Origin of the sequence: Labrys sp. 22185 (assembly GCF_052045555.1) — a bacterium.
GTDB classification, from domain to species: domain Bacteria; phylum Pseudomonadota; class Alphaproteobacteria; order Rhizobiales; family Labraceae; genus Labrys; species Labrys neptuniae.
This window is the reverse complement of record NZ_JBQEPH010000001.1, coordinates 584,121-608,437: the sequence shown is the minus strand read 5'-3', so window position 1 is coordinate 608,437 and position 24,317 is coordinate 584,121. Positions and strand designations below refer to the sequence as shown.

18 protein-coding genes are annotated in these 24,317 nt (G+C 65.6%); 15 read left to right on the top strand and 3 right to left on the bottom strand.

Features of this window, described 5'->3' with window-relative positions; translation table 11 throughout:
- The first annotated feature begins 62 nt into the window (after window positions 1-62).
- From ACTJKX_RS02765 to ACTJKX_RS02720, 10 genes are all read left to right on the top strand, one after another.
- A complete protein-coding gene (locus ACTJKX_RS02765) occupies window positions 63-1,358 on the top strand; it encodes an amidohydrolase family protein (RefSeq protein ID WP_440724280.1) in 1,296 nt (431 codons plus the stop codon).
- 221 nt (window positions 1,359-1,579) lie between these two features.
- Window positions 1,580-2,614, top strand: a complete 1,035-nt coding sequence (locus tag ACTJKX_RS02760) for a BMP family protein (RefSeq protein ID WP_367623987.1) — start codon at window positions 1,580-1,582, stop codon at window positions 2,612-2,614.
- A 200-nt stretch (window positions 2,615-2,814) separates the two neighbouring features.
- Window positions 2,815-4,323, top strand: a complete 1,509-nt coding sequence (locus ACTJKX_RS02755) for an ABC transporter ATP-binding protein (protein WP_394309995.1) — start codon at window positions 2,815-2,817, stop codon at window positions 4,321-4,323.
- Window positions 4,323-5,378 carry an ABC transporter permease gene (locus ACTJKX_RS02750; RefSeq protein WP_440724279.1) on the top strand — a complete coding sequence of 352 codons (1,056 nt, stop codon included), beginning with the start codon at window positions 4,323-4,325 and terminating at the stop codon, window positions 5,376-5,378. The genes ACTJKX_RS02755 and ACTJKX_RS02750 overlap by 1 nt, the downstream gene beginning before the upstream one ends.
- The gene (locus ACTJKX_RS02745) at window positions 5,375-6,319 is read left to right on the top strand and encodes an ABC transporter permease (RefSeq protein WP_367623990.1); all 945 of its coding nucleotides are present in this window, start codon (window positions 5,375-5,377) and stop codon (window positions 6,317-6,319) included. The genes ACTJKX_RS02750 and ACTJKX_RS02745 overlap by 4 nt, the downstream gene beginning before the upstream one ends.
- An 83-nt stretch (window positions 6,320-6,402) precedes the next feature.
- Window positions 6,403-6,633: a ribbon-helix-helix domain-containing protein gene (locus ACTJKX_RS02740; RefSeq protein WP_440724278.1), complete on the top strand. Its 231-nt coding sequence runs from the start codon at window positions 6,403-6,405 to the stop codon at window positions 6,631-6,633.
- Between the two features lie 307 nt (window positions 6,634-6,940).
- On the top strand, window positions 6,941-7,711 hold the full coding sequence (locus ACTJKX_RS02735) for an ImuA family protein (RefSeq protein ID WP_440724277.1): 771 nt from the start codon (window positions 6,941-6,943) through the stop codon (window positions 7,709-7,711).
- Complete coding sequence (locus ACTJKX_RS02730) at window positions 7,626-9,344, top strand: Y-family DNA polymerase (protein ID WP_440724276.1); 1,719 nt, start codon at window positions 7,626-7,628, stop codon at window positions 9,342-9,344. The genes ACTJKX_RS02735 and ACTJKX_RS02730 overlap by 86 nt, the downstream gene beginning before the upstream one ends.
- Window positions 9,341-12,664, top strand: a complete 3,324-nt coding sequence (locus ACTJKX_RS02725; RefSeq protein WP_440724275.1) for an error-prone DNA polymerase — start codon at window positions 9,341-9,343, stop codon at window positions 12,662-12,664. The genes ACTJKX_RS02730 and ACTJKX_RS02725 overlap by 4 nt, the downstream gene beginning before the upstream one ends.
- A gap of 10 nt (window positions 12,665-12,674) precedes the next feature.
- Window positions 12,675-13,409 carry an endonuclease III domain-containing protein gene (locus ACTJKX_RS02720; protein ID WP_440724274.1) on the top strand — a complete coding sequence of 245 codons (735 nt, stop codon included), beginning with the start codon at window positions 12,675-12,677 and terminating at the stop codon, window positions 13,407-13,409.
- Between the two features lie 201 nt (window positions 13,410-13,610).
- Here the strand turns inward: ACTJKX_RS02720 and ACTJKX_RS02715 are convergent, their stop codons facing one another.
- Together ACTJKX_RS02715 and pgi are read right to left on the bottom strand one after the other, a co-directional pair.
- On the bottom strand, window positions 13,611-14,696 hold the full coding sequence (locus ACTJKX_RS02715; protein ID WP_440724273.1) for a dipeptidase: 1,086 nt from the start codon (window positions 14,694-14,696) through the stop codon (window positions 13,611-13,613).
- A gap of 159 nt (window positions 14,697-14,855) precedes the next feature.
- Window positions 14,856-16,493 (bottom strand): glucose-6-phosphate isomerase, encoded by a 1,638-nt coding sequence (pgi, locus tag ACTJKX_RS02710; RefSeq protein ID WP_311933293.1) that lies wholly within the window; start codon window positions 16,491-16,493, stop codon window positions 14,856-14,858.
- 98 nt (window positions 16,494-16,591) lie between these two features.
- Here pgi and ACTJKX_RS02705 point away from each other — a divergent pair, with 98 nt between their 5' ends.
- The 3 genes from ACTJKX_RS02705 to ACTJKX_RS02695 all read left to right on the top strand — a co-directional run bounded on the left by ACTJKX_RS02705 (window position 16,592) and on the right by ACTJKX_RS02695 (window position 20,869).
- A complete protein-coding gene (locus tag ACTJKX_RS02705; RefSeq protein ID WP_394310009.1) occupies window positions 16,592-17,752 on the top strand; it encodes a M20 aminoacylase family protein in 1,161 nt (386 codons plus the stop codon).
- 70 nt (window positions 17,753-17,822) lie between these two features.
- The gene (locus tag ACTJKX_RS02700) at window positions 17,823-19,904 is read left to right on the top strand and encodes a prolyl oligopeptidase family serine peptidase (protein ID WP_440724272.1); all 2,082 of its coding nucleotides are present in this window, start codon (window positions 17,823-17,825) and stop codon (window positions 19,902-19,904) included.
- On the top strand, window positions 19,901-20,869 hold the full coding sequence (locus ACTJKX_RS02695; protein WP_440724271.1) for a threo-3-hydroxy-L-aspartate ammonia-lyase: 969 nt from the start codon (window positions 19,901-19,903) through the stop codon (window positions 20,867-20,869). The genes ACTJKX_RS02700 and ACTJKX_RS02695 overlap by 4 nt, the downstream gene beginning before the upstream one ends.
- 34 nt (window positions 20,870-20,903) lie before the next feature.
- Here the strand turns inward: ACTJKX_RS02695 and ACTJKX_RS02690 are convergent, their stop codons facing one another.
- Window positions 20,904-21,821: a LysR family transcriptional regulator gene (locus ACTJKX_RS02690; RefSeq protein ID WP_367624000.1), complete on the bottom strand. Its 918-nt coding sequence runs from the start codon at window positions 21,819-21,821 to the stop codon at window positions 20,904-20,906.
- 144 nt (window positions 21,822-21,965) lie between these two features.
- Between ACTJKX_RS02690 and ACTJKX_RS02685 the strand changes: the two genes are divergently transcribed.
- Both ACTJKX_RS02685 and ACTJKX_RS02680 read left to right on the top strand, forming a co-directional pair.
- Window positions 21,966-22,952, top strand: coding sequence for an aldo/keto reductase (locus ACTJKX_RS02685; RefSeq protein ID WP_440724270.1), 987 nt, complete (start codon window positions 21,966-21,968; stop codon window positions 22,950-22,952).
- A 152-nt stretch (window positions 22,953-23,104) separates the two neighbouring features.
- On the top strand, window positions 23,105-24,295 hold the full coding sequence (locus ACTJKX_RS02680) for a M23 family metallopeptidase (RefSeq protein ID WP_440724269.1): 1,191 nt from the start codon (window positions 23,105-23,107) through the stop codon (window positions 24,293-24,295).
- Window positions 24,296-24,317: the final 22 nt, after the last annotated feature.

Sequence of the window (24,317 nt, the reverse complement as noted above, 5' to 3'; positions counted from 1 at the left end):
TCAAACCGCCCATGATGACAATTGCCCTTCCTTCCTGAATGACTTTTAACGGGACCGCCTCGATGTCGCTCGACCTCATCGTCACCAACGCTACCCTGCCCGACGGACGCACCGGCCAGGACATCGCGGTTTCGGGCGGGCGCATCACCGCCATTGAGCCGGGCATCACGGCCGAGGCGGCCCAGCGCATCGACGCCGGCGGCCATCTGGTGGCGCCGCCTTTCGTCGACTGCCACTTCCACATGGACGCCACGCTGTCGCTCGGCCTTCCCAGGCTCAATCAGTCGGGCACGCTGTTGGAGGGCATTGCGCTCTGGGGCGAGCTCAAGCCCATGCTGACCCATGAGGCGGTGATCGAACGGGCGCTGCGTTACTGCGACCTCGCCGTCAGCCAGGGCCTGCTCGCCGTGCGCAGCCATGTCGACATCTGCGATGACCGCCTGCTCGCGGTGGAAGCCCTGCTCGAGGTCAAGGCCAGGGTCAAACCCTATCTCGACCTGCAGCTGGTCGCCTTCCCGCAGGACGGCTATTACCGCTCGCCCACCGCCGCCAGGAACCTGGAGCGGGCGCTCGACATGGGCGTCGACGTGGTCGGCGGCATTCCTCATTTCGAGCGCACGATGGAGGACGGCACCGCCTCGGTGAAGGCCCTGTGCGCCATCGCCGCCAAGCGCGGCCTGATGATCGATTTGCATTGCGACGAGAGCGACGATCCGCATTCGCGTCATATCGAGACGCTGGCGGCGGAGGCTCATCGCCTCGGCCTGGGCCGGCGAGCTGCCGGCTCGCATCTCACCTCCATGCACTCGATGGATTCCTACTACGTCTCCAAGCTGCTGCCGCTGATCCTGGAGGCGGGCATCTTCGCGATCGCCAACCCGCTGATCAACATCACCCTGCAGGGCCGCCACGACACCTATCCCAAGCGTCGCGGCCTGATGCGTATTCCCGAGATGCGCGCGCTCGGCATCCCCGTGGCGCTCGGCCAGGATTGCGTGATGGATCCCTGGTACGGACTCGGCGGCGCTGACATGCTGGATGTCGCCCATATGGCCGTGCATGCTGCGCCGATGACCAGCCGCGAGGCGATACGCTGGGCCTTCGAGGCGGTGACGTCGGTGCCCGCCGCGGTGATGGGGCTGGAGGACTATGGCCTTGCCAAGGGCTGCCATGCCGATTTCGTCATACTGCAGGCCGCCGATACGATCGAAGCAGTGCGCATGCGCCCGACCCGCCTCGCCGTCGTGCGCCGCGGCAAGGTGATTGCGCAGACCCCGGCCCGGCGCAGTACGCTCGACCTGCCGGGCCGTCCCGCCAGCCTCGATCCGGCGAGCTATGCACCCAAGGCCGCGGGGTGAATGGGGGCTGGTCTTCAGACCGGCCCGAAAGCACGACACTGGCCGAAAGGGTCAAGGCTGGTCTGAAGACCAGCCCCCCAATTCAGATTTGACCATCTGGACAGGCGTCACGCCAAAGGGCACATTGCTCTGGCAAGAGCCGTCAAGTGCTTGGCAAACCAGACGTTCCATCCCGTATTTCGAACCGTTTTAATCTTCATCCGACAAGAGAGGGGAATGACATGTCGCGTAGAGATCGCAGCCCGCTTCAGGGGGAATCAGGCCTGTCGCGCCGCCATTTCATCGGGCTCGGCGCCGCCGGCCTGGTCGCCGCCGGCCTGCCGCTGCCGGCTCTCGCCGCCTCCGACAAGAAGCTCAAGGTCGCCGCGATCTTCGCCACGCCGATCGAGGAGCCCTGGGACAAGCAGATCCACCTCGCCCTCACCAAGGCGGCCAAAGAGCTCGACATCGACTACAAGTTCTCCGAAAAGGTCCAGGCGGCCGATTTCGGCCGCGTCATGCGCGAATATGCCCAGGGCGGCTATGAGCTGGTGATGGGCGATGCCTTCGCCGCCGAGCGCGAATCCCGCCGCACCGCCAAGCAGTTCCCCAAGACCGCCTTCCTGTTCGGTTCCGGCGCCGGCCCGGCCGAGCCCAATTTCGGTGTGTTCGACAACTGGATCCATGAACCGGCCTATCTGTCGGGCCTGATCGCCGGCAAGATGACCAAGTCCAACACCGTCGGCGCCGTAGCCGCCATGGGCATTCCCGAGGTCAACCGGCTGGTGAACGCCTTCTTCGCCGGCGCCAAGGAAGCCAATCCGCAGGTGAAGAAGAAGATCACCTTCATCGGCTCCTTCTTCGATCCGCCCAAGGCCAAGGAAGCTGCGATCGCCCAGATCGACGGCGGCGTCGACGTCATCTATGCCGAACGCTTCGGCGTGATCGACGCGGCCAAGGAAAAGAAGATCTACGCGATCTCCAACATGTCCGACCAGTCAGACCAGGGACCGGACACCGTGATCACCGGCCCGGTCTGGGACATGTACCCGACCGTGCAGCAGGCCATCAAGATGGTGCGGGCCGGCGTGTTCACCGCCCAGGATTACGGCGACTTCTCGCGCATGGCCAAGGGCGGCTCCTCGCTCGCGCCCTATCACAAGTTCGACAAGCTGCTGCCGGCCGAGGTGAAGGAACTGGTGGAGAAGAAGAAGGCGGAAATCCTCGCCGGCACCTTCCGCGTCGACGTCGACGAGAACACCCCCGTCTCGGACTGAGCTACCTTTACCCTCCCCTGGATATCCGCAACTCTCTGGAGTTGCGTAGGGAGGGTCGGACGAAGTCCGGGGTGGGGTGATGTTCTCGCCCGCTCCGATTGGGGCCATTATTGATGCCGGCTCCGCTTATCACCCCACCCCGACGCTGCGCGTCGACCCTCCCCCTCCAGGGGAGGGTAGATCCAGGCCGATCTTTGCCCATGCCCCCTTCCCCTCCCCTCGTCGAGATGCGCGGCATCTCCAAGCGCTTCGGCGCCGTGCAGGCCAATGCCGACGTCGATCTCCTGGTGCGCCCGGGCGAGATCGTCGGCCTGCTCGGCGAGAACGGGGCCGGCAAGACCACGCTGATGAACATCCTGTTCGGCGCCTACGCCGCCGATGAGGGCGAGATCCTGATCGACGGCCAGGCACGGCGCATCCAGAATTCCGCCGATGCGCTCGCATCCGGCATCGGCATGGTGCACCAGCACTTTCATCTGGCACCCCGCCTGAGCGTACTCGAAAACCTGCTGGTCGGCCTGCCGGGACGCGGCGGGCGGCTCGACCGGGTGGGCGCCCTCGCCCGCCTCGGCGAGATTGCCGCCAAGTTCAATCTCCACCTCGATCCCGACAGGCCGGTGTCCTCGCTCGCCGTCGGCGAGCAGCAGCGCCTGGAAGTGATCAAGGCCCTGTTTCGCGGCGCGAGACTCCTCATCCTCGACGAACCCACCGCCGTCCTCGCTCCCGAGGAGGCGGAAGGGCTGTTCAAGGCACTGCGGGCGATGACATCAGAGGGCCTCGGCATCATCTTCATCTCGCATAAGCTCACCGAGGTGCGTGCCATCACCGATCGCTGCGTGGTGCTGCGCCATGGCCGCGTCGTCGGCTCGATCGCCGAACCCGCCAGGACCTCCTCGTCCGAGATGGCGCGGCTGATGTGCGGCCAGGAAATCGTGCCGCCGCAGCGTCCCGCCTCGGAGCCCGGCGCCGTCGTCCTGTCGCTCGATGATGTCTCGACCGACCGCCATGGCGGCATGCGGCTCGCCGGCGTTTCCCTCTCCGTGCGCGAAGGCGAGATTCTCGGCATTGCCGGCGTGACCGGCAATGGCCAGCGCGCCCTGGCGGACGTGGTCGCCGGCATGCTCGCTCCCTCGGCCGGCACGCTGAAGATCGCCGGCGCCGAGGTCGTGCCCTATGGCCCGCGCCGCGTGCAGGAGATGGGGCTCGGCCGTATCCCCGAGGACCGCATGACCCAGGGCATGGTCACGGCCCTGCCGCTCGCTGACTCGATGGTGCTGCCGCGCGTCGGCACCGCCGCCTTCTCAGCGCGCGGCCTGCTCAAGCCTGGCGCCATCCAGGCCTTCGCCGAGGAACAGATCCGGGCCTTCGACATACGCTGCCCCGGGCCAATGGCGCGGGCCGGCTCGCTGTCCGGCGGCAACATGCAGAAGGCCCTGCTGGCGCGAGAACTCGCCTTCGACCCGAAGGTGCTGATCGTGGCCCAGCCCACGCGCGGCCTCGACGTCGGCGCCGCCCGCTTCGTGCATGAGCGCTTCCTCGACCTGCGCACCCGCCGTCGCGGCCTGATCGTGATCAGCGAGGACCTGGAAGAATTGCTCACTCTCTCCGACCGCATCGCCGTGCTCTATGAGGGGCGGGTCGCCGGCATCCTGCCCGCCGGCGATGCCACGATCGAAAAACTCGGCCTCTTGATGACGGGAGCCCACTGATGCTCAGGCTGGAACCCCGCCAATCGACTCCCGTCTGGCTGAATCTCGCTTTGCCCGTGCTCGCGATCGCGGTTGCGCTCGTCCTGTGCAGCGGCCTGATCATGCTCGCCGGTGCCAATGTCTTCGAGGCCTATGGCCTGATGCTGAAGGGCGCCTTCGGCGATTTCTACGCCTTCACCGAAACGCTGGTGAAGGCCGCGCCGATGATCTTCACCGGCCTCGCCGTCGCGGTCGCCTTCCGCGCCAAGTTCTGGAATATCGGTGCCGAGGGCCAGCTGATGGCCGGCGCCGTGGCGAGCTGCTTCGTCGGCAGCTTTCCGATGCCCAGCGCCCTTGCCTATGTCGCCATGGCGCTCGCTGGCGCCCTGGCCGGCGGCATCGCGGCGCTGATCCCGGCTTTGCTCAGGGTGAAGCTCAAGGTCGACGACGTCGTCTCTTCGCTTCTCCTCAATTCGGTGATCCTGCTCGGCGTGCTCGCTTTGATCGAAGGGCCCTGGAAGGATTCTCTCTCTGGCTATCCGATCTCGCCCCCGATTGAGGACAGCGCCAATTTCCCGGTGTTCTTCGAGGGCACGCGGCTGCATCTGGGCGTCCTGGCTGCCTTGCTGGCCGCCCCCGCCATCTGGTTCCTGATCACGCGCACCACGCTGGGCTTTGCCATCCGCGTCACCGGCGAGAATGCCGAGGCGGCCGCCTATGGCGGCATCAAGGTCAATGCCATCCTGGTCGCCACCGCCTTGCTTTCGGGCGGGCTGGCGGGCCTTGCCGGCGTCGGCGAGGTCGGCGGCGTGCATTTCCAGGTGATGGGGGACCTGTCGCCGGGCTATGGCTATAGCGGCATCGTGATCGCCATGCTGGCACGGCTCAATCCGCTCGGCGTGGTGCCGGCGGCCCTGTTCTTCGCGGCGGCGATGACCGGCGCGGAGGCGATGTCGCGCGCCACCGGCGTGCCGGTCTTCCTGGCCGACGTCATCCAGGGTACCTCGCTGCTGACCATGCTGGTCGCGCTCCTGTTCACCTCCTATCGCCTGCGTTATCAGGGGGCCGCAGCATGAATCTGGTCCTCGAACAGATCTTCCAGGTCGGCTTCTTCGCGGCAACCTTGCGCATCGCCACGCCGCTGATCTTCGCCACGCTCGGCGAGTTGATCTCCGAACGCGCCGGCGTGCTCAATCTCGGCATCGAGGGCATCATGTTGCTCTCGGCCATGACCGGCTTCACCGCCGCCTACTTCACCGGTAGCCCCTGGCTCGGCGTCCTCGCCGCCATCGCGACCGGCGCCCTGCTCGGGGCGCTGCATGCCGTGCTGACGGTGGCGCTCGGCCTCAGCCAACATGTCTCGGGTATCGGCATCACCCTGTTCGCCTCTGGGCTCGCCTATTTCTTCTATCGCCTGGTGTTCGGCCAGCAGGCCTCGCCGCCGACCATCGCCGCCTTCCAGCCTGTGCCGATCCCCGGCCTTGCCGAGATACCGATCCTGGGGCCGATCCTGTTCCAGCAATACGCCCTGGTCTATCTCGCGCTGATCGGCGTCATCCTGACCGCTTTCCTGATCTATCGCACACCCTGGGGCCTCGGCCTGCGCATGGTCGGCGAAAATCCGCGTGCCGCCGATTCCGCCGGCATCAGCGTCACCGCACGCCGCTTCGAGGCCGTCATCCTCGGCGGTGCCCTGATGGGCCTTGGGGGCGCCTTCCTCACCATGGCCCAGTTCAACGCCTTCACCTTCGGCGTGATCTCGGGGCGCGGCTGGATCTGCATTGCCCTGGTAGTGTTCGGGCGCTGGGATCCCCTGCGCGCCACCGGTGCCGCCCTGCTCTTTGCCTGCGTCGACGCGCTGCAACTGCGCCTGCAGGCGGTGGGCCTGGGGCATATCCCCTACCAGATCTTTCTGATGCTGCCCTTCCTGCTCACCATCGTCGCCATGGCGATGATGTCACGCAACGCCGTGGCACCGGCCGCTTTGCTCAAACCCTTCCGCAAGGAGGAGCGCTGAAGGCGACGAGGTTCTGAGAGAGGAGATGATATGATGGCCAATGTCGAAAAAGTGAGCGTTTCTCTGACGCCTGAATACGCGCTATGATGCGCCAGGTGGTCGAGGCAGGTGAATATGCTTCCGCCAGCGAGGTCGTGCGTGAAGCGCTGCGCGATTGGAAGCTCCGTCGCACGCAGCGCGAGCAAGCCGTCGAGAAGTTGCGCCGTATCTGGGACGACGGCATTGCAAGCGGTACGGCAACGGACGGCGACCAGGCCTTTGCCCGCATTCGAGAGCGCATTGGCGCAAGATTCGAGAACCGTGATCCTCGATGACATCTATCGCTGTTTTAGTGCCCTAGTTGAAGTGACCTCCGCGCAAGGGCACTGGTTGTTGGCGACGGGAATGATCGGATTGGTGCTCGCTGTCTGGATGCTGGGGAAACTCAAGCGGCGCTAATCGGTCTCCGCGGCGAACGCTCACGCGATCACCCCCTCATAGTGCCTCTGAAATCAAGGATTCCTCTGCCACATGGCGGAAGAGTCCCTTTACCATGCCGGCCTGTTTCCCGGCCCGATGGAGCGCGATCAAAGACTCTGCTTGAAATGTTCTTGTTTTGTTCTAGTCTGAGCGAAACGGATCATGCCCATGACGATACGCGCCGGCCAACGGGCCGAGAAGCTGGCGGAATTGCGCGCTCTGCTGCCCCGGCTCGACCATGTGCATGCCGATGCCGGCGTGCTGCCTTTCGGCATCGGGGCGATCGACGCGCGCCTGCCGGGTGGCGGCCTCGCCTTGGACGGCCTGCATGAAATTGCGCCGCAAACCATTTTCGACAATGGCTGCGCACTGGGTTTCCTCGCCTCCCGCCTGTCCCTGCGCCAGGCCAAGGGCATGGTCTGGCTGGTGACCTCGCCGCGCGGCCTGGCCTGTAACGGGCGGCTCTACGGCCATGGTCTCAACGCCCTCGGCCTCGACCCCGCCGGGCTCATCATGGCCGCGGCCGGCGACGAGACCGAGGCCGCCTGGGCCATGGAGGAAATCCTGCGCTCCGGCGCCGCCGCGGCGGTGGCAGCCGTGACGGGCGGCGGCATGGACGCCGCCACCAGCCGACGCCTCCAGCTGGCGGCAGCCTCCGCCCCCTGTCCTCTCTTCCTTCTGCGCCCGCCTTTGGCCGCGCCTTCCCTGGCCGCGATCACCCGCTGGCGCATCGGCACGGCCGCCGGGCCGCGCGATCGTTTCGGCCTTCTCACCGCCTGGCGCTGGCACGTTCGGCTCGAGCGCAGCCGCAACGGGCAAAGCGGATCCTGGCTCATGGAGTATGACCATGCCTCGCATCGTCTCGATCTATCTGCCACGCTGGCCGATCCAGCGCTTTCTCGTCGCCCAGAGCAACGCGCCAAGGTCGCTTGATACGATCGATGCTCATTACCCCTTCGTCCTGACGGTCGATGCCGCCGGAGGCCCGCGCATTGCCGCCGCCAGCAAGCCGGCCGAGATCGAGGGCCTTGCCGCGGGCGGGCTGGTCGCCGATGCGAGAGCCAAGGTGCCGGGGCTGCAGACCCGCCCGGCCATGCCGGAGGCCGATGCCAGGGCCCTGCACCGGCTCGGCCTATGGGCGATGCGCTATACACCCTCCGTGGCTCTTTATCGCGAAGCTGACGGGGCCGACGGCCTGTTCCTCGACGTCACCGGCGCTAGCCATCTGGCGGGCGGCGAACAGGCCCTGCTCGCCGACATCGTCAAGCGCCTGCGCCATCTTCGCCTCGGTGCGCGCGTGGCGCTGGCCGACACACCCGGCGCGGCCTGGGCACTCTCCCGCTTCCATGCCCAGAACGGCACTGTCATCGCCGAGGACGGCGATCCCGGCCCGGTTCTTGCCGATCTGCCCTTGGCGGCCCTGCGCCTTGGCGAGGCAACGGTCCAGACCCTGCGCCGCCTCGGCTTCACCCGCATCGGCGATCTCATCGGCAAGCCGCGCGCGCCCTTCGCCGCGCGTTTCGATGCGATCCTGCTCAAGCGCCTCGACCAGGCCATGGGGCGGCGCGAGGAAGCCCTCGCCTTGATCGAGCCGCCGCCGCTCTATCATCGCAGCCGCCAGCTCCTCGAGCCGGTGGTGAGCCAGGCGGCCGTGGTGCATGTCGCCGCCCGCCTGATGCAGGACCTGGTTCCCGCCCTCGTCGCCGGCGGAGTGGCGGCACGCGCCTTGCAGCTGCGCCTGTTCCGGGTCGATGGCGAGGTGCGCACCATCCATATCGGCCTCGCCGCCGCCACGCGCGATCCGGCCCATATCGCCAGGCTGGTGGAGCTCGACCTGGAACGGCTGGGCGAGACCATCGATGCCGGCTTCGGCTTCGAAACTATCAGCCTGACTGCGACCGTCACCGAGAAATTCGGCCAGCGCCAGAGCCGCCTGTCCCTCAAGGAAGGACGCCGGGATGCGCCGCCGGCCGATGCCGCCGAACGCCGGGCCGAGTTGATCGATGCCCTTCGCCAGCGCCTCGGTCCCGGCAGCGTGCAACGGCTCCATCCCGTCGCCCGGCACGATCCGACTTTCGCCGAGGAGGCGCGCGATGCCGCCGATCCCGAGCCAACTTGGCCAGCGGCCAATGGCTCGCAACAGCGGCCGCCCCTGTTCCTCGACCAGCCCGAGCCCCTGCAGATTCTTGCGACCAGCCCGGAAGGCCTGCCCGACCATGTCCGTTGGCGCGGCTCGTCCCATCGCATCATCGCATTGCAGGGGCCGGAGCGCATCGCCGGCCCCTGGTGGGAAGCGGCTCCCCCGGCCCTGCCCGACAAGCCGGGCAAGGAGGAATATGGCTGGGGCAAGATGGGAGAGGAAGCACCTGCCCTCCCCGACAGCGAAAGCCCCAAGAGCCAGAAGCGCAACCGTTTCGAGGATGGGGAAGCCACGCGTGAGCGCGCCGTCCTGCTGCCCGCGCCGACCCGTCAGGACTATTACGTCGCCGAGACACAGAGCGGCCAGCGTTTCTGGCTCTGCCATGACGGCCGGCAGAACTGGTCCCTGCGAGGGCTGCTGGCATGAGGTATGAAAGAGAGGCCTATAGCGGCCATGCCGTCATTCCCGGCAGGGCGAAAGACCAAGCGCTTCCTGCGGATTTTCCGGCCCCTGCCCCACCCGCCTATGCCGAATTGGCCGTCACCACCAATTTCTCCTTCCTGCGCGGCGCCTCCTTCCCGCAGGACATGGTGCGGCAGGCCCACAGGCTCGGCCTGGCCGGCATCGGCGTCGCCGACCGCAACTCCTTCGCCGGCGTGGTCAGGGCCCTGCGCGAAGCCAGGAAATATCCGTCCCTGCGCTATCTGCCCGGCGTACGCCTCGTCACCGTGGATGGTTTCGAGGCCATCGTCTATCCTACCGACCGTGCGGCCTATGGCCGGCTCTGCCGCCTGCTCAGCGACAACAACAAGCGCATGGTGCGCGCGAAAGGCGAGTGCCAGTTCGGCTTCGAAGCCATTCTCGCTGCCTGCGAGGGGCAGAAGCTGATCGTGCTGCCGCCCGACGCGATTGATCCCCTCTTCGTCGAACGGGCAACCAGGCTGGCCGAGGCGGCACCGGGCTCCGTCTATCTGGCCGGCAGCCATCGCCTCAAAGGCGACGAGCCTCGCCGCCTCGGCCTGCTCGCCGAGCTGGGCGAGAGGATCGGCGCCCCGATGGTCGCCGTCAACGACGTGCTCTACCACGTGCCGGCCCAGCGGCCGCTCGCCGACATCCTCACCTGCATTCGCGAGAAATGCACCTTGGCCGAAGCCGGCTTGCGGCTCGAGGTCAACGAAGAGCGCCATATCAAGTCGCCCGCCGAGATGGCCGTTCTCTTCGCGGATCATCCCGATGCCCTGGCACGCACGCTCGAAATCGTCGAGGCATGTACGTTCGACCTGCGACAGCTACGCTACGAATATCCCGACGAACCTATTCCGCCGGGCAAGACTGCCCAGCAGCACCTGGAAGACCTGGCCTGGGCTGGTGCCCAGCGACGCTTCCCAAACGGTATTCCCGATCGGGTCTCTACTCCGATGCATAAGGAGCTTGCTCTGATCGCCAAGCTCGAATTCGCGCCCTATTTTCTGACCGTACATGACATCGTCGATCATGCCCGCAATACCCTCAAAGTCCTCTGCCAAGGACGCGGTTCGGCCGCGAACAGCGCCGTTTGCTATTGCCTGGGCATCACCGAGGTTAATCCTGAAGAAACGGAACTGTTGTTTTCGCGTTTCATCTCCGAAAACCGCGGCGAGCCGCCGGATATCGACGTCGATTTCGAGCATGAACGGCGCGAGGAAGTCATCCAGTACATTTATGATCGCTATAAACGTCATCGTGCGGCAATCTGCTCGACCGTCATTCATTACCGCTCCAGGCGGGCGGTGGGCGAAGTCGGCAAGGTATTAGGCCTGACGCCGGACGTGACGGCGGCGCTATCGAAGACGGTCTGGGGCATGGGCATGCAAACCTGGACACCCAGTCGGGTGCGCCAGGCGGGCCTGGATCCCGACAATCCGGTGATCCGCCAGGCGCTCCACTTCACCGCCGCCCTTACCGGCTTTCCCCGCCATCTGTCGCAGCATGTCGGTGGCTTCGTGCTCACGCGCGAGAGGCTCGACGATACTGTACCCGTCTGCCATGCCACCATGGAGGACCGTACCTTCGTCGAATGGGACAAGGACGACATCGACGAATTGCATATGATGAAGGTCGATGTATTAGCGCTCGGCATGCTGAGCTGTATCCGGCGCGGGCTTGACCTGCTCGAACGTCATTACGACCGACGCCTCGGCGCGATCGCGGCCCTGCCCCGTGACGACGAGGCCACCTACGACATGCTGTGCAAGGCCGATTCCGTCGGCGTGTTCCAGGTCGAGAGCCGGGCACAGATGTCGATGCTGCCGCGGCTGAAGCCCCGGAAATTCTACGATCTCGTCGTCGAGGTGGCGATCGTCCGCCCCGGCCCGATCCAGGGCGGCATGGTGCACCCCTATCTGCGCCGGCGTGACGGCATCGAAAAATCCGACCTGCCCATGCGACGAGGAGGCGACAGGAACGAACTTGCCGAAGTCCTGGGCCGCACGCTCGGCGTTCCCCTCTTCCAGGAACAGGCCATGGAGATCGCCATCAAGGCCGCCGGCTTCACGCCTGATGAGGCCGACGGCCTCAGAAGGGCGATGGCGACCTTCCGGCACACCGGCACGATCGGCAATTACAAGGAGATGTTCATCGGCGGCATGGTGCGCCGCGGCTATGAACAGGCCTTTGCCGAGCGCTGCTTCAGCCAGATCGAGGGCTTCGGCGAATATGGTTTTCCCGAAAGCCATGCCGCCAGCTTTGCCGTGCTGGTCTATGTCTCGGCCTATATCAAGTGCCACTATCCTGACGTCTTTTGCGCGGCCATCCTCAACAGCCAGCCCATGGGCTTCTACCAGCCGGCGCAGTTGGTGCGGGACGCCGAAAATCATGGCGTCGAGATCCGACCCGTCGACGTCAATTACAGCGAATGGGACTGCACGCTGGAACCGGCCGGCGATCCCACCAAGCACCGCTTTGCCGTGCGTCTGGGCATGCGGCTGGTATCCGGCCTGAAGAAGGACGAGATCATCGCGATGGCCGGCCGGCGCGGCAACGGTTTTTCCAGCCTGGAGCGCTTCGGCACGGCGAGCGGCCTGCCGCTGGCGGCGATGCAGAAACTGGCCGAGGCCGATGCCTTCCGCTCGCTCGATCTCGATAGGCGCGCGGCCCTGTGGGCGGTACGACGTTTCGAGACCATCGGCATCGGCGCCACCAGGACGAGCCGGGAGATGCCGCTGCTGGCCGCCGATTTCGACGATGCCCTGTTTCCCGAGCCCACCGTCGCCCTGCCCGTGATGTCGCAGAGCGAGCACGTGCTGGAGGACTATCAGTCGACGGGCCTGTCGCTCAAGGCCCATCCCTGCTCCTTCCTGCGCCCGCAATTGCAGCATCTCGGCGCCATCACCAACGAGGCGCATCGCGACGGCAAGCTCAAGCAAGACAGCCTCGTCACCGTCGCCGGCCTGGTGGTGACGCGCCAGCGCCCCGGCACGGCCAGCGGCGTCGTCTTCATGACCATCGAGGACGAGACCGGCATCGCCAACATCATCGTGTGGTCGCGGACCTTCGAGAGGAACCGCCGCGCGGTGATGAATGCGCGCTTCGTTGCCATACGCGGCCGGCTGCAGCGTGCCAGCGGCGTGGTGCATGTCATCGCCGAGGAGGTGCTCGACCTCTCCGCCGAACTCGCGCGCCTGCGCGACATGTCGGATGGCGCTTCACCACCACCGCCGCCAACTCAGCTTGAACTCAGCCTGTTCAAGAGCCGGGATTTCCATTGAGGAATTGGGCATGCCTGCCATCCGGGAGCAGATCCAGCTCGGGCTCGATTTCGGCCGGGAAGAGCCCATTGCCGTGCTGCGCCAGCGCCTGCTCGCGGCCTATGGCCCGCAGCGACACGCCCGGCGACACGCGCCGCCCGAGCAATTCGTCAAGGCACTGATCAGCTCGGAGACCTATGATCGCGACTCCGAAAAGGACTTCCATGCCCTGTGCGAGTATTTCCGTCCCCTCGACAGGCTGGGACAGAGCGATCCCCGCGAGGTGCTCACGCAGCTTGCCAACGTTACCCATCCCGAGAAGAAAGCCAGCCAGCTGGTGGCTTCGGTCGGTCGCATCGTCGAGCAGCGGGGACGCTTCGATCTCTCCCATCTCGCCGCGCTTTCGGTCGAAGCCGGGATGGAGCTGCTCCAGCGTTATGACGGCATCGGCCCCAAATGCGCGGCGGCGGTGCTCAATTTCTCGACGCTCAGGCGGCGTGTCTTCGTGGTTGACCGGCACATCAGGCGTTTCGGCGAACGCTTCGGCCTGCTGCCCGACAATGCCAGCTTCACCAAGGCCCATCAGATCATGCTGCGCCTGATGCCGGCGAGCTGGGATGCCGACGACCTCTACGAACTGCACTGGCTAATCAAACGCTTCGGCCAGGAGGTCTGCACCAGCCAGCGTCCGCTCTGCTCTCGATGCGGGATGGCGGACCTGTGCCGGCATGGATCCGCCTTGCCGTCGACGATTCCGAAGCGATAGGTTCGATGCTGCCCTATGCCCTCGAAACCATGACGAATGAGACACAACTTCCTTCTCCCCTTGCGGGAGAAGGTGGCGCGTAGCGCCGGATGAGGGGTGTCAGTACATATCCCAAAAGGTCGCGGATCTCCCCTCATCCGCCCCTACGGGGCTCCTTCTCCCACAAGGGGAGAAGGATTCTCGCGCCTAATCCTGTAAATCTCAGGCCTGTCCCTGCGTCCGCTCCAGCAGCGACAACCAATTCTCACGGCCGATCTTGTGCAGCAGGGCCTCAGAATATCCCGCGCCGCGCATCCTCTCGATCAGGCGCGGCAGGCCGGCGACGCTGCCGATGGCGGCGGGGATCACCGCGCCGTCGAAGTCCGAACCGAAGGCGACGCCGTCCTCGCCCAGGCGTTCGACCAGGTAGTCGAGATGGCGCACCATGACGTCGAGATCGGTATCCGCGCGCATGGCGCCGTCCGGCCGCAGGAAGCAGGTTGCGAAATTGAGGCCGACGACACCGCGGCTCTCCCTGATGGCATCGAGCTGCCTGTCGGTGAGATTGCGCGTGGACTGGCACAAAGCGTGGACGTTGGAATGGGTGGCGACGAGCGGCGCCGTGCTCAACCCGGCAACGTCCCAGAAGCCCTTTTCGTTGAGATGCGAAAGGTCAATCATGATGCCACGCTTGTTGCACTGCCTCACCAATTCGCGGCCAGCCTCGGTCAGGCCGGGACCGGTATCGGGCGAGGCCGGAAAGCGGAAGGGCACGCCATGGGCAAAGATGTTCGGCCGGCTCCACACCGGCCCGATCGAGCGCAGGCCGGCGGCGAAGAGCACGTCGAGATTGGCGAAATCGGCATCGATCGCCTCCGCGCCCTCGATATGCAGGACGGCCGCGATCTTGCCGGCCGCCATGGCGGCGCGGATCTCGGCGGCGCTGCGGCAGATGGCGACGTCGTCGGGAAAGGCCCGTTCCAGCCGCAGCATGATCGACAGCATGGCGATGGTCGAAGCCTGCGCCTTTTCCAGGGGCAGCAGCGGCGGCAAAGGCAGATCGTAGCTCGCGCCCTTCATCTCCTCGTCCATATTGGTCGTCGAGGTCTGGGGAGGCGGGAACATTGCGAAGAAACCGCCGGCAAAACCGCCGGCGCGCGCCCGGGGCAGATCGATATGCCCGGCCCCCTCGCCCTTACCGAACACCGCCTCGGCCGATTTTGCCTTGCTGGAGGCCAAGTGCAGCAACGTGTCGTTGTGACCATCGAAGACAGGGACGATGGCTGACGGTTCGACGGTCGGATTCATGGGGCTGTCTTTCCAGACTGGCAGCGCGATCATTCGGCCCGGGAGGGGCCGCCTTCTCACCCAGGCGCTGCCACAAAGGATGCCTGAGAGAGAGCAAGCCCGGCCTTCGCGGCCGGGCCTGTTTCGTGGAGCGAATGTCGAGCGGGAGATCCTCTTCGATCAGCCCCGCAGCGACTTCAGATGGGCCACCAGCCCCTTGGTCGAGGCATCGAGCCCGTCGACGGTCGCGCCTTTCACCACCGGCAGCAGGCGCGAAGCGAGCTCCTTGCCGAGTTCCACGCCCCACTGATCGAAGGAGTTGATGCCCCAGATCACGCCCTGCGTGAATACCTTGTGCTCGTAGAGCGCCACGAGGCGGCCGAGCATGCGCGGGGTGAGCTTGCGATAGGCGATGGTGGTGGTGGGGCGGCTGCCGGGGAATTCCTTGTGGGGAGCCAGAAGCGCGATCTTCTTGTCGTCGAGGCCCTGGGCCTTCAACACTGCAGTCGCCTCCTCCTGCGAACGGCCATGCATCAGCGCTTCGGTCTGCGCCAGGCAGTTCGCCATCAGGATAGCGTGGTGATCACCCATGCCGGCTTCATGCGGCTCGGCCGCGATGAGGAAGTCGGCCGGGATCACATTGGTGCCCTGGTGGATGAGCTGGTAGAAGGCGTGCTGGCCGTTGGTGCCGGGTTCGCCCCAGACCAGGGGACCGGTTTCCGAGGTCACCGGCGAGCCGTCGAGATGCACGCGCTTGCCGTTGGATTCCATGTCGAGCTGCTGCAGATAGGCCGGGAAGCGCCCGAGCCGCTGGTCATAGGGCAGCACGGCATGGGCGGCATAGCCCATGAAATTGCGATGCCAGATGCCGATCAGGCCCATCAGCACCGGGATGTTCTTCTCCAGCGGTGTGGTGGCAAAATGGTGGTCGACCTCATGGCCGCCGGCCAGGAATTCCGAGAAGTTCTCCGGCCCGACGGCGATCATCAGGCCGAGGCCGATGGCCGACCACATCGAATAGCGCCCACCGACCCAGTCCCAGAAACGGAACATCCGGTCCTTGTTGATGCCGAAGGCCTCGACCGCGACGATATTGGTGGAGATCGCCGCGAAATGGTCGCCCACCGCCGTCTCGCCCAGCGACTTGGCGATCCATTGCCGCGCCGACTGGGCGTTTGTCATGGTCTCGATGGTGGTGAAGGTCTTCGAGGAAACCAGGAACAGCGTGCGCGAAGGGTCGAGCCGCGACAGGGTGTCCGCCATGTCGGCGCCGTCGACATTGGAGACGAAATGGGCGCGCGGGCCGTCGGCATAGGGCGAGAGGGCGCGGGCGCCCATGGCCGGGCCGAGATCGGAGCCACCGATGCCGATATTGACCACGTCGGTGAATTTGTCGCCGGTGGCGCCACGCAGCTCGCCCGAGCGAATCTTCTCGGCGAAGGCGTAGCAGCGCGCCAGTTCCTCATGCACGTCGGGCACGACATTCTTGCCGTCAACCCGGATGTCGGCATCGGCGGGCGCGCGCAGGGCCGTGTGCAGCACCGCCCGCCCCTCGGTGGTGTTGATCTTGTCACCCTTCAGCATCTCGTCCCGGCGGGTCTCGATGCAATGCGCCCGCGCCAGCTGCAGCAGCAGGGACAGCGTCTCGTCGGCGATGCGGTTCTTGGAAAAATCCACCAGCACGTCGTCGAGTGTGAAAGAGAACTTGGCGAATCGGTCGGGATCCGCGGCGAAAAGGTCGCGCGTCGTCGTCGAGGCCAATTTCTGTTTGTGGGCTTCGAGATCCTGCCAAACCTTTGCGGCCTGTGAATGCTCCATATCCGTTTCCCTTCCTCATTGTCCGAAGGCATGCCAAACTGCGGGGTGTGTTTGTCGCCCGGAGCGGGGGCATAAATCAATATTGGAACTGAAGGCATATGACGATTTCGGAAAGCATCAAGGCTCTGGCAACCGAGGCGACCGAATGGCGCCGTGACATTCATCGCCACCCGGAGTTGCTCTATGACGTCGAGCGCACGGCCGGGTTGGTGGCCGGGCTCCTGCGCGATTTCGGCTGTGACGAGGTCGTCGAGGGTATCGGCCGCACCGGCGTGGTCGGCGTGATCAGGGGGCGCCCCGGTTCGCGCAGCGTCGGCATGAGGGCCGATATGGATGCGCTGCCGATCCTGGAGGAGAGCGGCGTGCAATATGCCTCCACCGTGCCGGGCAAGATGCATGCCTGCGGCCATGACGGCCACACCGCCATGCTGCTGGGCGCAGCCAAGAACCTTGCCAGCACGCGCGATTTCAGCGGCAACGCCGTGGTGATCTTCCAACCAGCCGAAGAAGGCGGCGGCGGCGGCAAGGCCATGGTGGAGGACGGCCTGATGGAGCGCTTCGCCATCGAGGAAGTCTACGGCATGCACAATCTGCCGGGCCTGGCGCCCGGGCATTTTGCCATGTGCCACGGCCCGATCATGGCTTCCAGCGACACGTTCGACATCGACATCACCGGCCGGGGCGCCCATGCCGCCCGCCCGCATGAGAGCATCGATCCGGTGCTGGTCGCCGCCCAGATCGTCACGGCCCTGCAGGGCATCGTCTCGCGCAATGCCGATCCGCTCGACAGCGCGGTGATCTCGGTGACGACGATCCAGACCGGCGGGCCCTACAACGTCATTCCCTCCACCGCCCATCTGCACGGCACCTGTCGCGCCCTCACCGCCGGCATGCGCGCCTTGCTGGAGAAACGCTTGACCGAGGTCGCTGAACTGACAGCACAGGCCTTCGGCGCCAAGGCCAGGGTCACCTATCGGCACCAATATCCGGTGACGCGCAACCACGACGCCCAGACTGATTATTGCGGCGAGATTGCCCGCATGGTGGCAGGCTCTGCCGCTGTCGACACGGCCGCTCCGCCGATGATGGGGGCCGAGGACTTTTCCTACATGCTGGAGGCACGGCCCGGTGCCTTCATCTTCATCGGCAATGGCGACAGCGCCGGCCTGCACAACGCCGCCTATGATTTCAACGATGCCATCATCCCCGCCGGGATCAGCTATTGGACGCAACTGGCGCAAACACGGCTCGCCGGCTGAGAGCGCTGCCGTCTAACCGAAACCATCACTGACGACACGCCCAGGCTCCCTGTTTCAAGGAACGTTCCGCATGTCCGATCGCGTCTCCCGGCCGTCCCTGGCCGCGCCCGACGACGACCCTCATCTCTGGCTGGAGGATATCGAAGGCAAAGATGCTCTTGCCTGGGTCAACGAACGCTCGCAGGCAACCCTGGGCCGCTTCGGCACCGCCGGTTTCGAGCGCGATCGCGATGCCCTGGCCGCAATCCTCGATCGTCCCGACCGAATTCCGGGAATCGGCCGGCGCGGCGAGTTCGTCTATAATTTCTGGACGGATGCCACCAATCCGCGCGGCCTGTGGCGGCGGACCACCCTCGCTTCCTACCGGCAGGCGGAACCGGCCTGGGATGTCCTGCTCGATCTCGACGCCCTTGCCGCGGCTGAGGGCGAAGACTGGGTCTGGGCCGGAGCATCGCTCGAACCCCATGAGCGGCTGCGCGCCATCCTCAGCCTGTCGCGCGGCGGTGCCGATGCGGCCGTGCACCGCGAATTCGACCTTGCGACGCGGAGCTTCGTCCCTGACGGCTTCACGCTGCCGGAAGCCAAGGGCGGTATCGCCTGGCTCGACGCCGACACGTTGCTGCTTTCCAGCGCACTTGGCGAGGGCATGGCGACAACGTCGGGCTACGCGCGCACGGTGCGCCTGTGGCGGCGCGGCGAAGATCCCCTGAAGACAGCGATCGTCTTCGAGGTCGATCCCACCTCGATGTCCGTCTGGGCCGGCATCGACCGCACCGACGGCAGCGAACGCATCTGGTTTCTCGAAAAGCCTGTCTTCTTCGAGACGCGCGGCTGGCTCGGCGACAGGAACGGCCCGGGCGAGGCCATCGACCTGCCGGCCGATTCGCAATGGGACGTGTTCGGCGACTGGCTGGGGGTGAAGCTGCGCACGGCCTGGGCTCCCGCCGGTACCCGTTTTGCCGGCGACACCCTTCTCGGTATCTCCCTCTCCGCCTTCCGAGCGGGCAGCCGCGATTTTCAGGTGCTGTTCGAACCGGCCGAGCGCCGCACCCTGGACGGCTTCTTCTGGAACCAGGGACAGCTCGTGCTGTCGATCCTCGACAATCTCCAGCCCCGCTTCGAGCTCGTCACTCCCTCGCCCGAGACCTGGCGCAGGCATGCCATCGACGTGCTGCCCTCCACGGGTGTCGTGCATGTCTGGTCGCTCGACGCGGAGGAGGCCGACACCAATGGCGAGGTGATGGTGTCGCTGCAGGACCCGATTACTCCGCCGCAAATGCTGCTGCTCGATGTGAGCAGGCCGGAGGCGGTGCAGAGCCCCCTCCTCCTCAAGCGCAGCCCCGACGCCTTCGACAGCAAGGGGCTCAAGGTCATCAAGCACGAGGCAGTCTCGGTCGACGGCGAGAAGATCCCCTATACGCTGGTCGGGCCTGCCGGCGAGACCGGCGAGGCACCGGTTCATCTCACGGCCTATGGCGGCTTCGGTGTTTCCGTCCTGCCCAGCTACAGCGCCTCGATCGGCAAGCTCTGGCTCGAACGGGGCGGCACCTCGGTCACTGCCAATATTCGCGGCGGTGGCGAGTTCGGCGCCCGCTGGCACGAGGCCGGCCGACGCGAAGGCAAGCATCTCGCTCATGAGGATTTTGCGGCGGTGGCTGCCGATCTGGTCAGTCGCGACATCACCCGGCCGGCCAGGATCGCGGCGGAGGGCGGCTCCAATGGCGGCCTTCTCATCGCCAACATGCTCACCCGCCATCCCGAAAAATTCGGCGCCCTGTTCTGCACCATCCCGCTGATCGACATGCGTCGCTATACCAGGCTGCTGGCGGGCGCGAGCTGGATCGACGAATATGGCGATCCGGACAAGCCGGAGGACTGGGCCTTCCTGCAGAAGATCTCGGCCTATCATGTCGCCGATGCCGGTTCCTATCCGCCCATCCTGCTGGCGACCACGCGCCGCGACGACAGGGTTCATCCCGCCCATGCCCGCAAGATGGCGGCGAAGCTGGAAGCGCTCGGCCATCGCGTACACTTCTACGAGCCCGAGGCCGGCGGCCACGGCTATGGCAAGGACAGCCGCGAGCGTGCGTCCTTCATCGCCCTGGGCTATGCCTTCCTGCGGCAGGCCATCGGCTGGGAGAGCCAAGCATGAGCGAACTGGTCCTGCCCGACTATGCCGATGTCGTCGCCGCTGCCGAGCGCATCCACGGCCATGCCCATCGCACGCCGGTGATGACCTCGCGGAGCTTCGACGAGGAGCTCGGCGCGCAGGTCTTCTTCAAATGCGAGAACCTGCAGCGCATGGGCGCCTTCAAGTTTCGCGGCGCCTTCAATGCCCTGTCGCGCTTCGACGACGAGCAGAAACGCAGAGGCGTGGTGACCTTTTCCTCCGGCAACCATGCCCAGGCGATCGCCCTTGCTGCCCGCATCCTCGGCATTCCTGCCACGATCATCATGCCGCACGACGCGCCGAAGGCGAAGGCCGAGGCCACCAAGGGCTATGGCGGCAAGATCATCTTCTATGATCGCTATACCGAAGACCGCGAGGTGATCGGGCGGAAACTGTCGCATGAACATGGCCTCACGCTGATTCCGCCCTACGACCACCCGGATGTGCTCTGCGGCCAAGGCACCGCAGCCAAGGAACTCTTCGAGGAGGTCGGCGAACTCGACGCCTTCTTCGTCTGCCTCGGCGGCGGCGGGTTGCTCGCCGGATCGGCGCTGGCGACGCGGGCCCTATCGCCCCATTGCCGGCTCTACGGCGTCGAACCCGAGGCTGGCAATGACGGCCAGCAATCCTTCCGCGCTGGCCGGATCGTCAGGATCGACACGCCCCGCACCATCGCCGACGGCGCCCAGACCCAATATCTGGGTGCCCACACCTTCCCGATCATCAAGCGCGATGTCGACGACATCCTCACCGTCTCGGATGCCGAACTCGTCGACTGCATGCGTTTCGCCGCCAGCCGCATGAAGCTCGTGATCGAGCCGACGGGCTGCCTCGGCTTTGCTGCCGCCCGCGCCATGAAGGCCGAACTCGCCGGCAAGCGCATCGGCGTGCTGATCAGCGGCGGCAATGTGGATTTGGAGCGTTTTTGCGAATTGCTGGCGGAATAGGCCGGCTCTTGGTTCTTGGTTCTTGGTTCTTGGCTCACGCCAGCCTGGTCATGCCGTTCTGCAGCCGGATGATGTTGATCAGGGTGCGCAAGGCCGGGTGATTGTGGCGCCTGCTCGAGTAATACATGTGGAAAGGATCGCCATCCGAAGCCTGGTCGTCGAGGACGATCTCCAGGCTGCCTTCCGCCACCTCTTCGGCGATCCGCGCTTCCAGGACATAGGCGAGGCCAAGCCCGGCCTTGGCGGCAATGATCGTCGTCGCCGTGTCGTTGAGGGTGATGAGGCCGGGGACGCGCAGCCGGCGCGCCGTCTCGCCGCTGCCGAGATCCCAGCGATAGGCGGTGTTGTCGCCCAGGAGCAGTTGCAGGCAGACATGGCCGGCGAGATCGTCCGGTGTCTGCGGTCGGCCATATTCCCTGAAATAGGCCGGGGAGCCGGCAACCACCCAGCGCTGGGGCCCGGTGAGCGGCACGGCAATCATGTCTTCCGGCACGTGATGGCCATAGCGCATGCCGGCATCATAGCCTTCGGCAACGATGTCGATGGGTCGGTCGTCCACCGCGACGGTCAGGCGGACATCCGGGCATTGGCGGGCGAATTCCGGCAAGGCCGGCGAGATCAACAGATGGGCGGCATCCCGGAACACGTTCAGGCGCAATTCGCCGAAACGTACGTTTCCGGGTGCCTCCAGCACCTCCAGGGCCGAGCCGATCACATCGAAGCCTTCTTCGAGGCGCTGCGCGAATTTCAGGCCGAGATCGGTCGGCGAAACAGCCCGGCTGGTGCGGTTGAGCAACTTGGCCCCGAGCCTGGCTTCGAGGCGCCGCATGGCGTGACTGGCCGCCGACGGCGTCAGGCCGAGCTCGATGGCGGCCGTGGTGAAGCTGCGTCGGCGGACGATGGTCAGGAAGACGTTGAAATCGCCGAGATCGGTCCGCTCGAGAGCTGCCATCGATGAAAAAACTTCATTGCTTCTATGATTGTCATTCACACTAAACAAGGAGCGTTCGATCCACTCAAGTCCTATCCTGCCAACGAGATGCTGAAACACCGTCTGTCGCTCCCGCGGCGGCGCATGAAACGCAGGAATGGAACGATGAAGGAACGCCTGTTCGGCAAGACCGCGCGCAGTGTGTCGGAGATTGGTTTTGGTGCCTGGGCCATCGGTGGCTCCTGGGGCGATGTGCCGGATGGTGATGCGCGCGCCGCCCTGCATGCCGCGCTCGACGCCGGCACCACCTTCATCGATACCGCCGATGTCTATGGCGATGGCCGCTCGGAGCGCTTCATTGCCGAAGTGCTGAAGGAGCGTTCGGGTCCCCGCCCCTTCGTGGCCACCAAGGCCGGGCGCCGGCTCTCTCCCCACACTGCCGACGGCTACAACCGGGAAAACCTCACCGCTTTCGTCGAACGCTCGCTGACGAACCTCGCCACCGATTGCCTCGACCTCGTGCAGCTTCACTGCCCGCCGACCGAGGTCTACTACCGGCCCGAAGTGTTCGGCGTGCTGGACGATTTGGTGGCCGCCGGCAAGATCCGCAACTACGGCGTCTCCGTCGAGAAGGTGGAAGAGGCGCTGAAGGCGATCGAATATCCCGGCATCGTCTCGGTCCAGATCATCTACAACATCTTCCGCCAGCGCCCGGCCGAACTCTTCTTCCGCGAGGCGAAAAGGCGCCATATCGCGGTGATTGCCCGGGTGCCGCTCGCCTCAGGCATGCTGACCGGCAAGATGAACGCCGCCAGCCAGTTCGCGGCTGACGACCACCGCGCCTACAACCGCAATGGCGAAGCCTTCGACAAGGGCGAAACCTTCTCGGGCGTGCCCTATGACGTCGCGCTGGCAGCCGTGGAGGAGATCCGGCCGCTGGTGCCCGACGGCATGACCATGTCGCAGTTCGCACTGGCCTGGATCCTGGCTGACGATGCCGTCACCACCGTCATCCCCGGCGCCAAGAATGCGGCCCAGGCCACGGCAAATGCCACTGCCAGCGATGTGCCTGCTCTCCCGCAGGCGACGCTCGAAACACTGAAGAACCTTTACCAGCGTGAGATCGCCGGGTTCGTCCACCATTTGTGGTGAAGAAGACTGGCCGGGCGCCGTTCGACGGTGCCCGGCCGCTGCCTTCGCGGCGCGCCAAGCCCCCGAGATCGCTTGACAAGGGCTGAGGCAAATGCGGGATTGTGCCTACAGGTTCTGCCTTCCGGTGCGGGGCAGCCGGCGGGGCATTTCCGATGCGTTTCCAGTCGCTTCTCGTGGCGGTTGCAGGGCTTGTGGCTGTCACGGCCGCTATGGCCCAATCCCTCAAACCCGATGAGATCCTGAGCTCGGTCACGGTGCAGCCGATCAGCGAGCCCAACCCGGTGCTTGGCGCCGATGGGCGCGTGCATCTCGCCTATGAATTGGTGATCAACAATCCCGGCAGTGTGTTCGTACGGCTCGACAAGGTCGAGGCCGTCGACGAGGCCGGCAAGAGCCTGTCCTCCCTCCAGGGCGAAGGACTGGCCAAGATGATGCATCTTTATGGCGGCAGCGATCGCCAGTTGCCGCCCGGCGGCACCGCCATCGTCTTCATGGATGTCGATTTTGCCGCGAACGACAAGCTGCCGCAGCATGTCTCCGCCCGTATCGAGGCCTTCCGCGAAAATGAAGGCGCGGATGGCAAGCCCGTGCCGCTGCCGGCGGATGCCCCCATCTCCGCAAACTACAGTTTCATCGCTGGAACGACGGCGATCGGCGAGCCGGCCGTGGTGGTCGAGCCACCGCTGAGGGGCGCGGGCTGGGTTGCCGCCGACGGCTGCTGCGACACCGTCACCGCCCATCGCGGCGCCGTCATGGCCGTGAACGGGCGCCTGCGGGTGCCGGAGCGCTTCGCCATCGACTGGATCAGGCTCGACGCCGGCAGCCGCCTGTTCACCGGCAACGCGCAGGATCTGGCCAGCTATTCCTTCTACGGTGCCGAAGTCCATGCGGCGGCCGATGGCGTGGTGGTCAATCTCTACGACCAGGCCGACGAGCAGATCCTGAGCCAGCCGGCCCGCAGCATCGTACCCGCCAATATCGGCGGCAACATGCTGGTCACAGACATCGGCAACGGCGCCTACGCTTTCTACGCGCACCTGCAGCGCGGCAGCCTCAGGGTCAAGCTGGGTGATCATGTCAAAGCCGGCCAGGTCATCGGCCTTGTCGGCAATACCGGTAATTCCACCGCGCCCCATCTGCACTTCCAGTTGATGGACGGCCCCTCGCCGCTCAATGCCAACAGCCTGCCCTTCGTGCTCACGCGCTTCTCCGGGCAGGGCGTGCTGGCGCCAGGGAACGAGGAGGAGCTCGAGCAAGGCGCGGTCGCCAGGATCGAACCACGCTGGCGTGGAGACCACGTCAATCAGCTCCCGCTGAACGACCAGGTCGTCGATTTTCAATAGGCTTGGTTCTCCCGGGGGGCGC

What these genes read in the sequence shown, in the direction of transcription:
- ACTJKX_RS02765 (WP_440724280.1), top strand. Translation starts at nt 63, where the DNA reads ATGTCGCTCGACCTCATCGTCACCAACGCTACCCTGCCCGACGGACGC.
- ACTJKX_RS02725 (WP_440724275.1), top strand. Translation starts at nt 9,341, where the DNA reads ATGAGGTATGAAAGAGAGGCCTATAGCGGCCATGCCGTCATTCCCGGC.
- ACTJKX_RS02760 (WP_367623987.1), top strand. Translation starts at nt 1,580, where the DNA reads ATGTCGCGTAGAGATCGCAGCCCGCTTCAGGGGGAATCAGGCCTGTCG.
- ACTJKX_RS02700 (WP_440724272.1), top strand. Translation starts at nt 17,823, where the DNA reads ATGTCCGATCGCGTCTCCCGGCCGTCCCTGGCCGCGCCCGACGACGAC.
- ACTJKX_RS02750 (WP_440724279.1), top strand. Translation starts at nt 4,323, where the DNA reads ATGCTCAGGCTGGAACCCCGCCAATCGACTCCCGTCTGGCTGAATCTC.
- ACTJKX_RS02735 (WP_440724277.1), top strand. Translation starts at nt 6,941, where the DNA reads ATGCCCATGACGATACGCGCCGGCCAACGGGCCGAGAAGCTGGCGGAA.
- ACTJKX_RS02705 (WP_394310009.1), top strand. Translation starts at nt 16,592, where the DNA reads ATGACGATTTCGGAAAGCATCAAGGCTCTGGCAACCGAGGCGACCGAA.
- ACTJKX_RS02720 (WP_440724274.1), top strand. Translation starts at nt 12,675, where the DNA reads ATGCCTGCCATCCGGGAGCAGATCCAGCTCGGGCTCGATTTCGGCCGG.
- ACTJKX_RS02695 (WP_440724271.1), top strand. Translation starts at nt 19,901, where the DNA reads ATGAGCGAACTGGTCCTGCCCGACTATGCCGATGTCGTCGCCGCTGCC.
- ACTJKX_RS02690 (WP_367624000.1), bottom strand. Translation starts at nt 21,821, where the DNA reads ATGGCAGCTCTCGAGCGGACCGATCTCGGCGATTTCAACGTCTTCCTG.
- ACTJKX_RS02730 (WP_440724276.1), top strand. Translation starts at nt 7,626, where the DNA reads ATGCCTCGCATCGTCTCGATCTATCTGCCACGCTGGCCGATCCAGCGC.
- ACTJKX_RS02685 (WP_440724270.1), top strand. Translation starts at nt 21,966, where the DNA reads ATGAAGGAACGCCTGTTCGGCAAGACCGCGCGCAGTGTGTCGGAGATT.
- ACTJKX_RS02715 (WP_440724273.1), bottom strand. Translation starts at nt 14,696, where the DNA reads ATGAATCCGACCGTCGAACCGTCAGCCATCGTCCCTGTCTTCGATGGT.
- ACTJKX_RS02745 (WP_367623990.1), top strand. Translation starts at nt 5,375, where the DNA reads ATGAATCTGGTCCTCGAACAGATCTTCCAGGTCGGCTTCTTCGCGGCA.
- pgi (WP_311933293.1), bottom strand. Translation starts at nt 16,493, where the DNA reads ATGGAGCATTCACAGGCCGCAAAGGTTTGGCAGGATCTCGAAGCCCAC.
- ACTJKX_RS02740 (WP_440724278.1), top strand. Translation starts at nt 6,403, where the DNA reads ATGATGCGCCAGGTGGTCGAGGCAGGTGAATATGCTTCCGCCAGCGAG.
- ACTJKX_RS02680 (WP_440724269.1), top strand. Translation starts at nt 23,105, where the DNA reads ATGCGTTTCCAGTCGCTTCTCGTGGCGGTTGCAGGGCTTGTGGCTGTC.
- ACTJKX_RS02755 (WP_394309995.1), top strand. Translation starts at nt 2,815, where the DNA reads ATGCCCCCTTCCCCTCCCCTCGTCGAGATGCGCGGCATCTCCAAGCGC.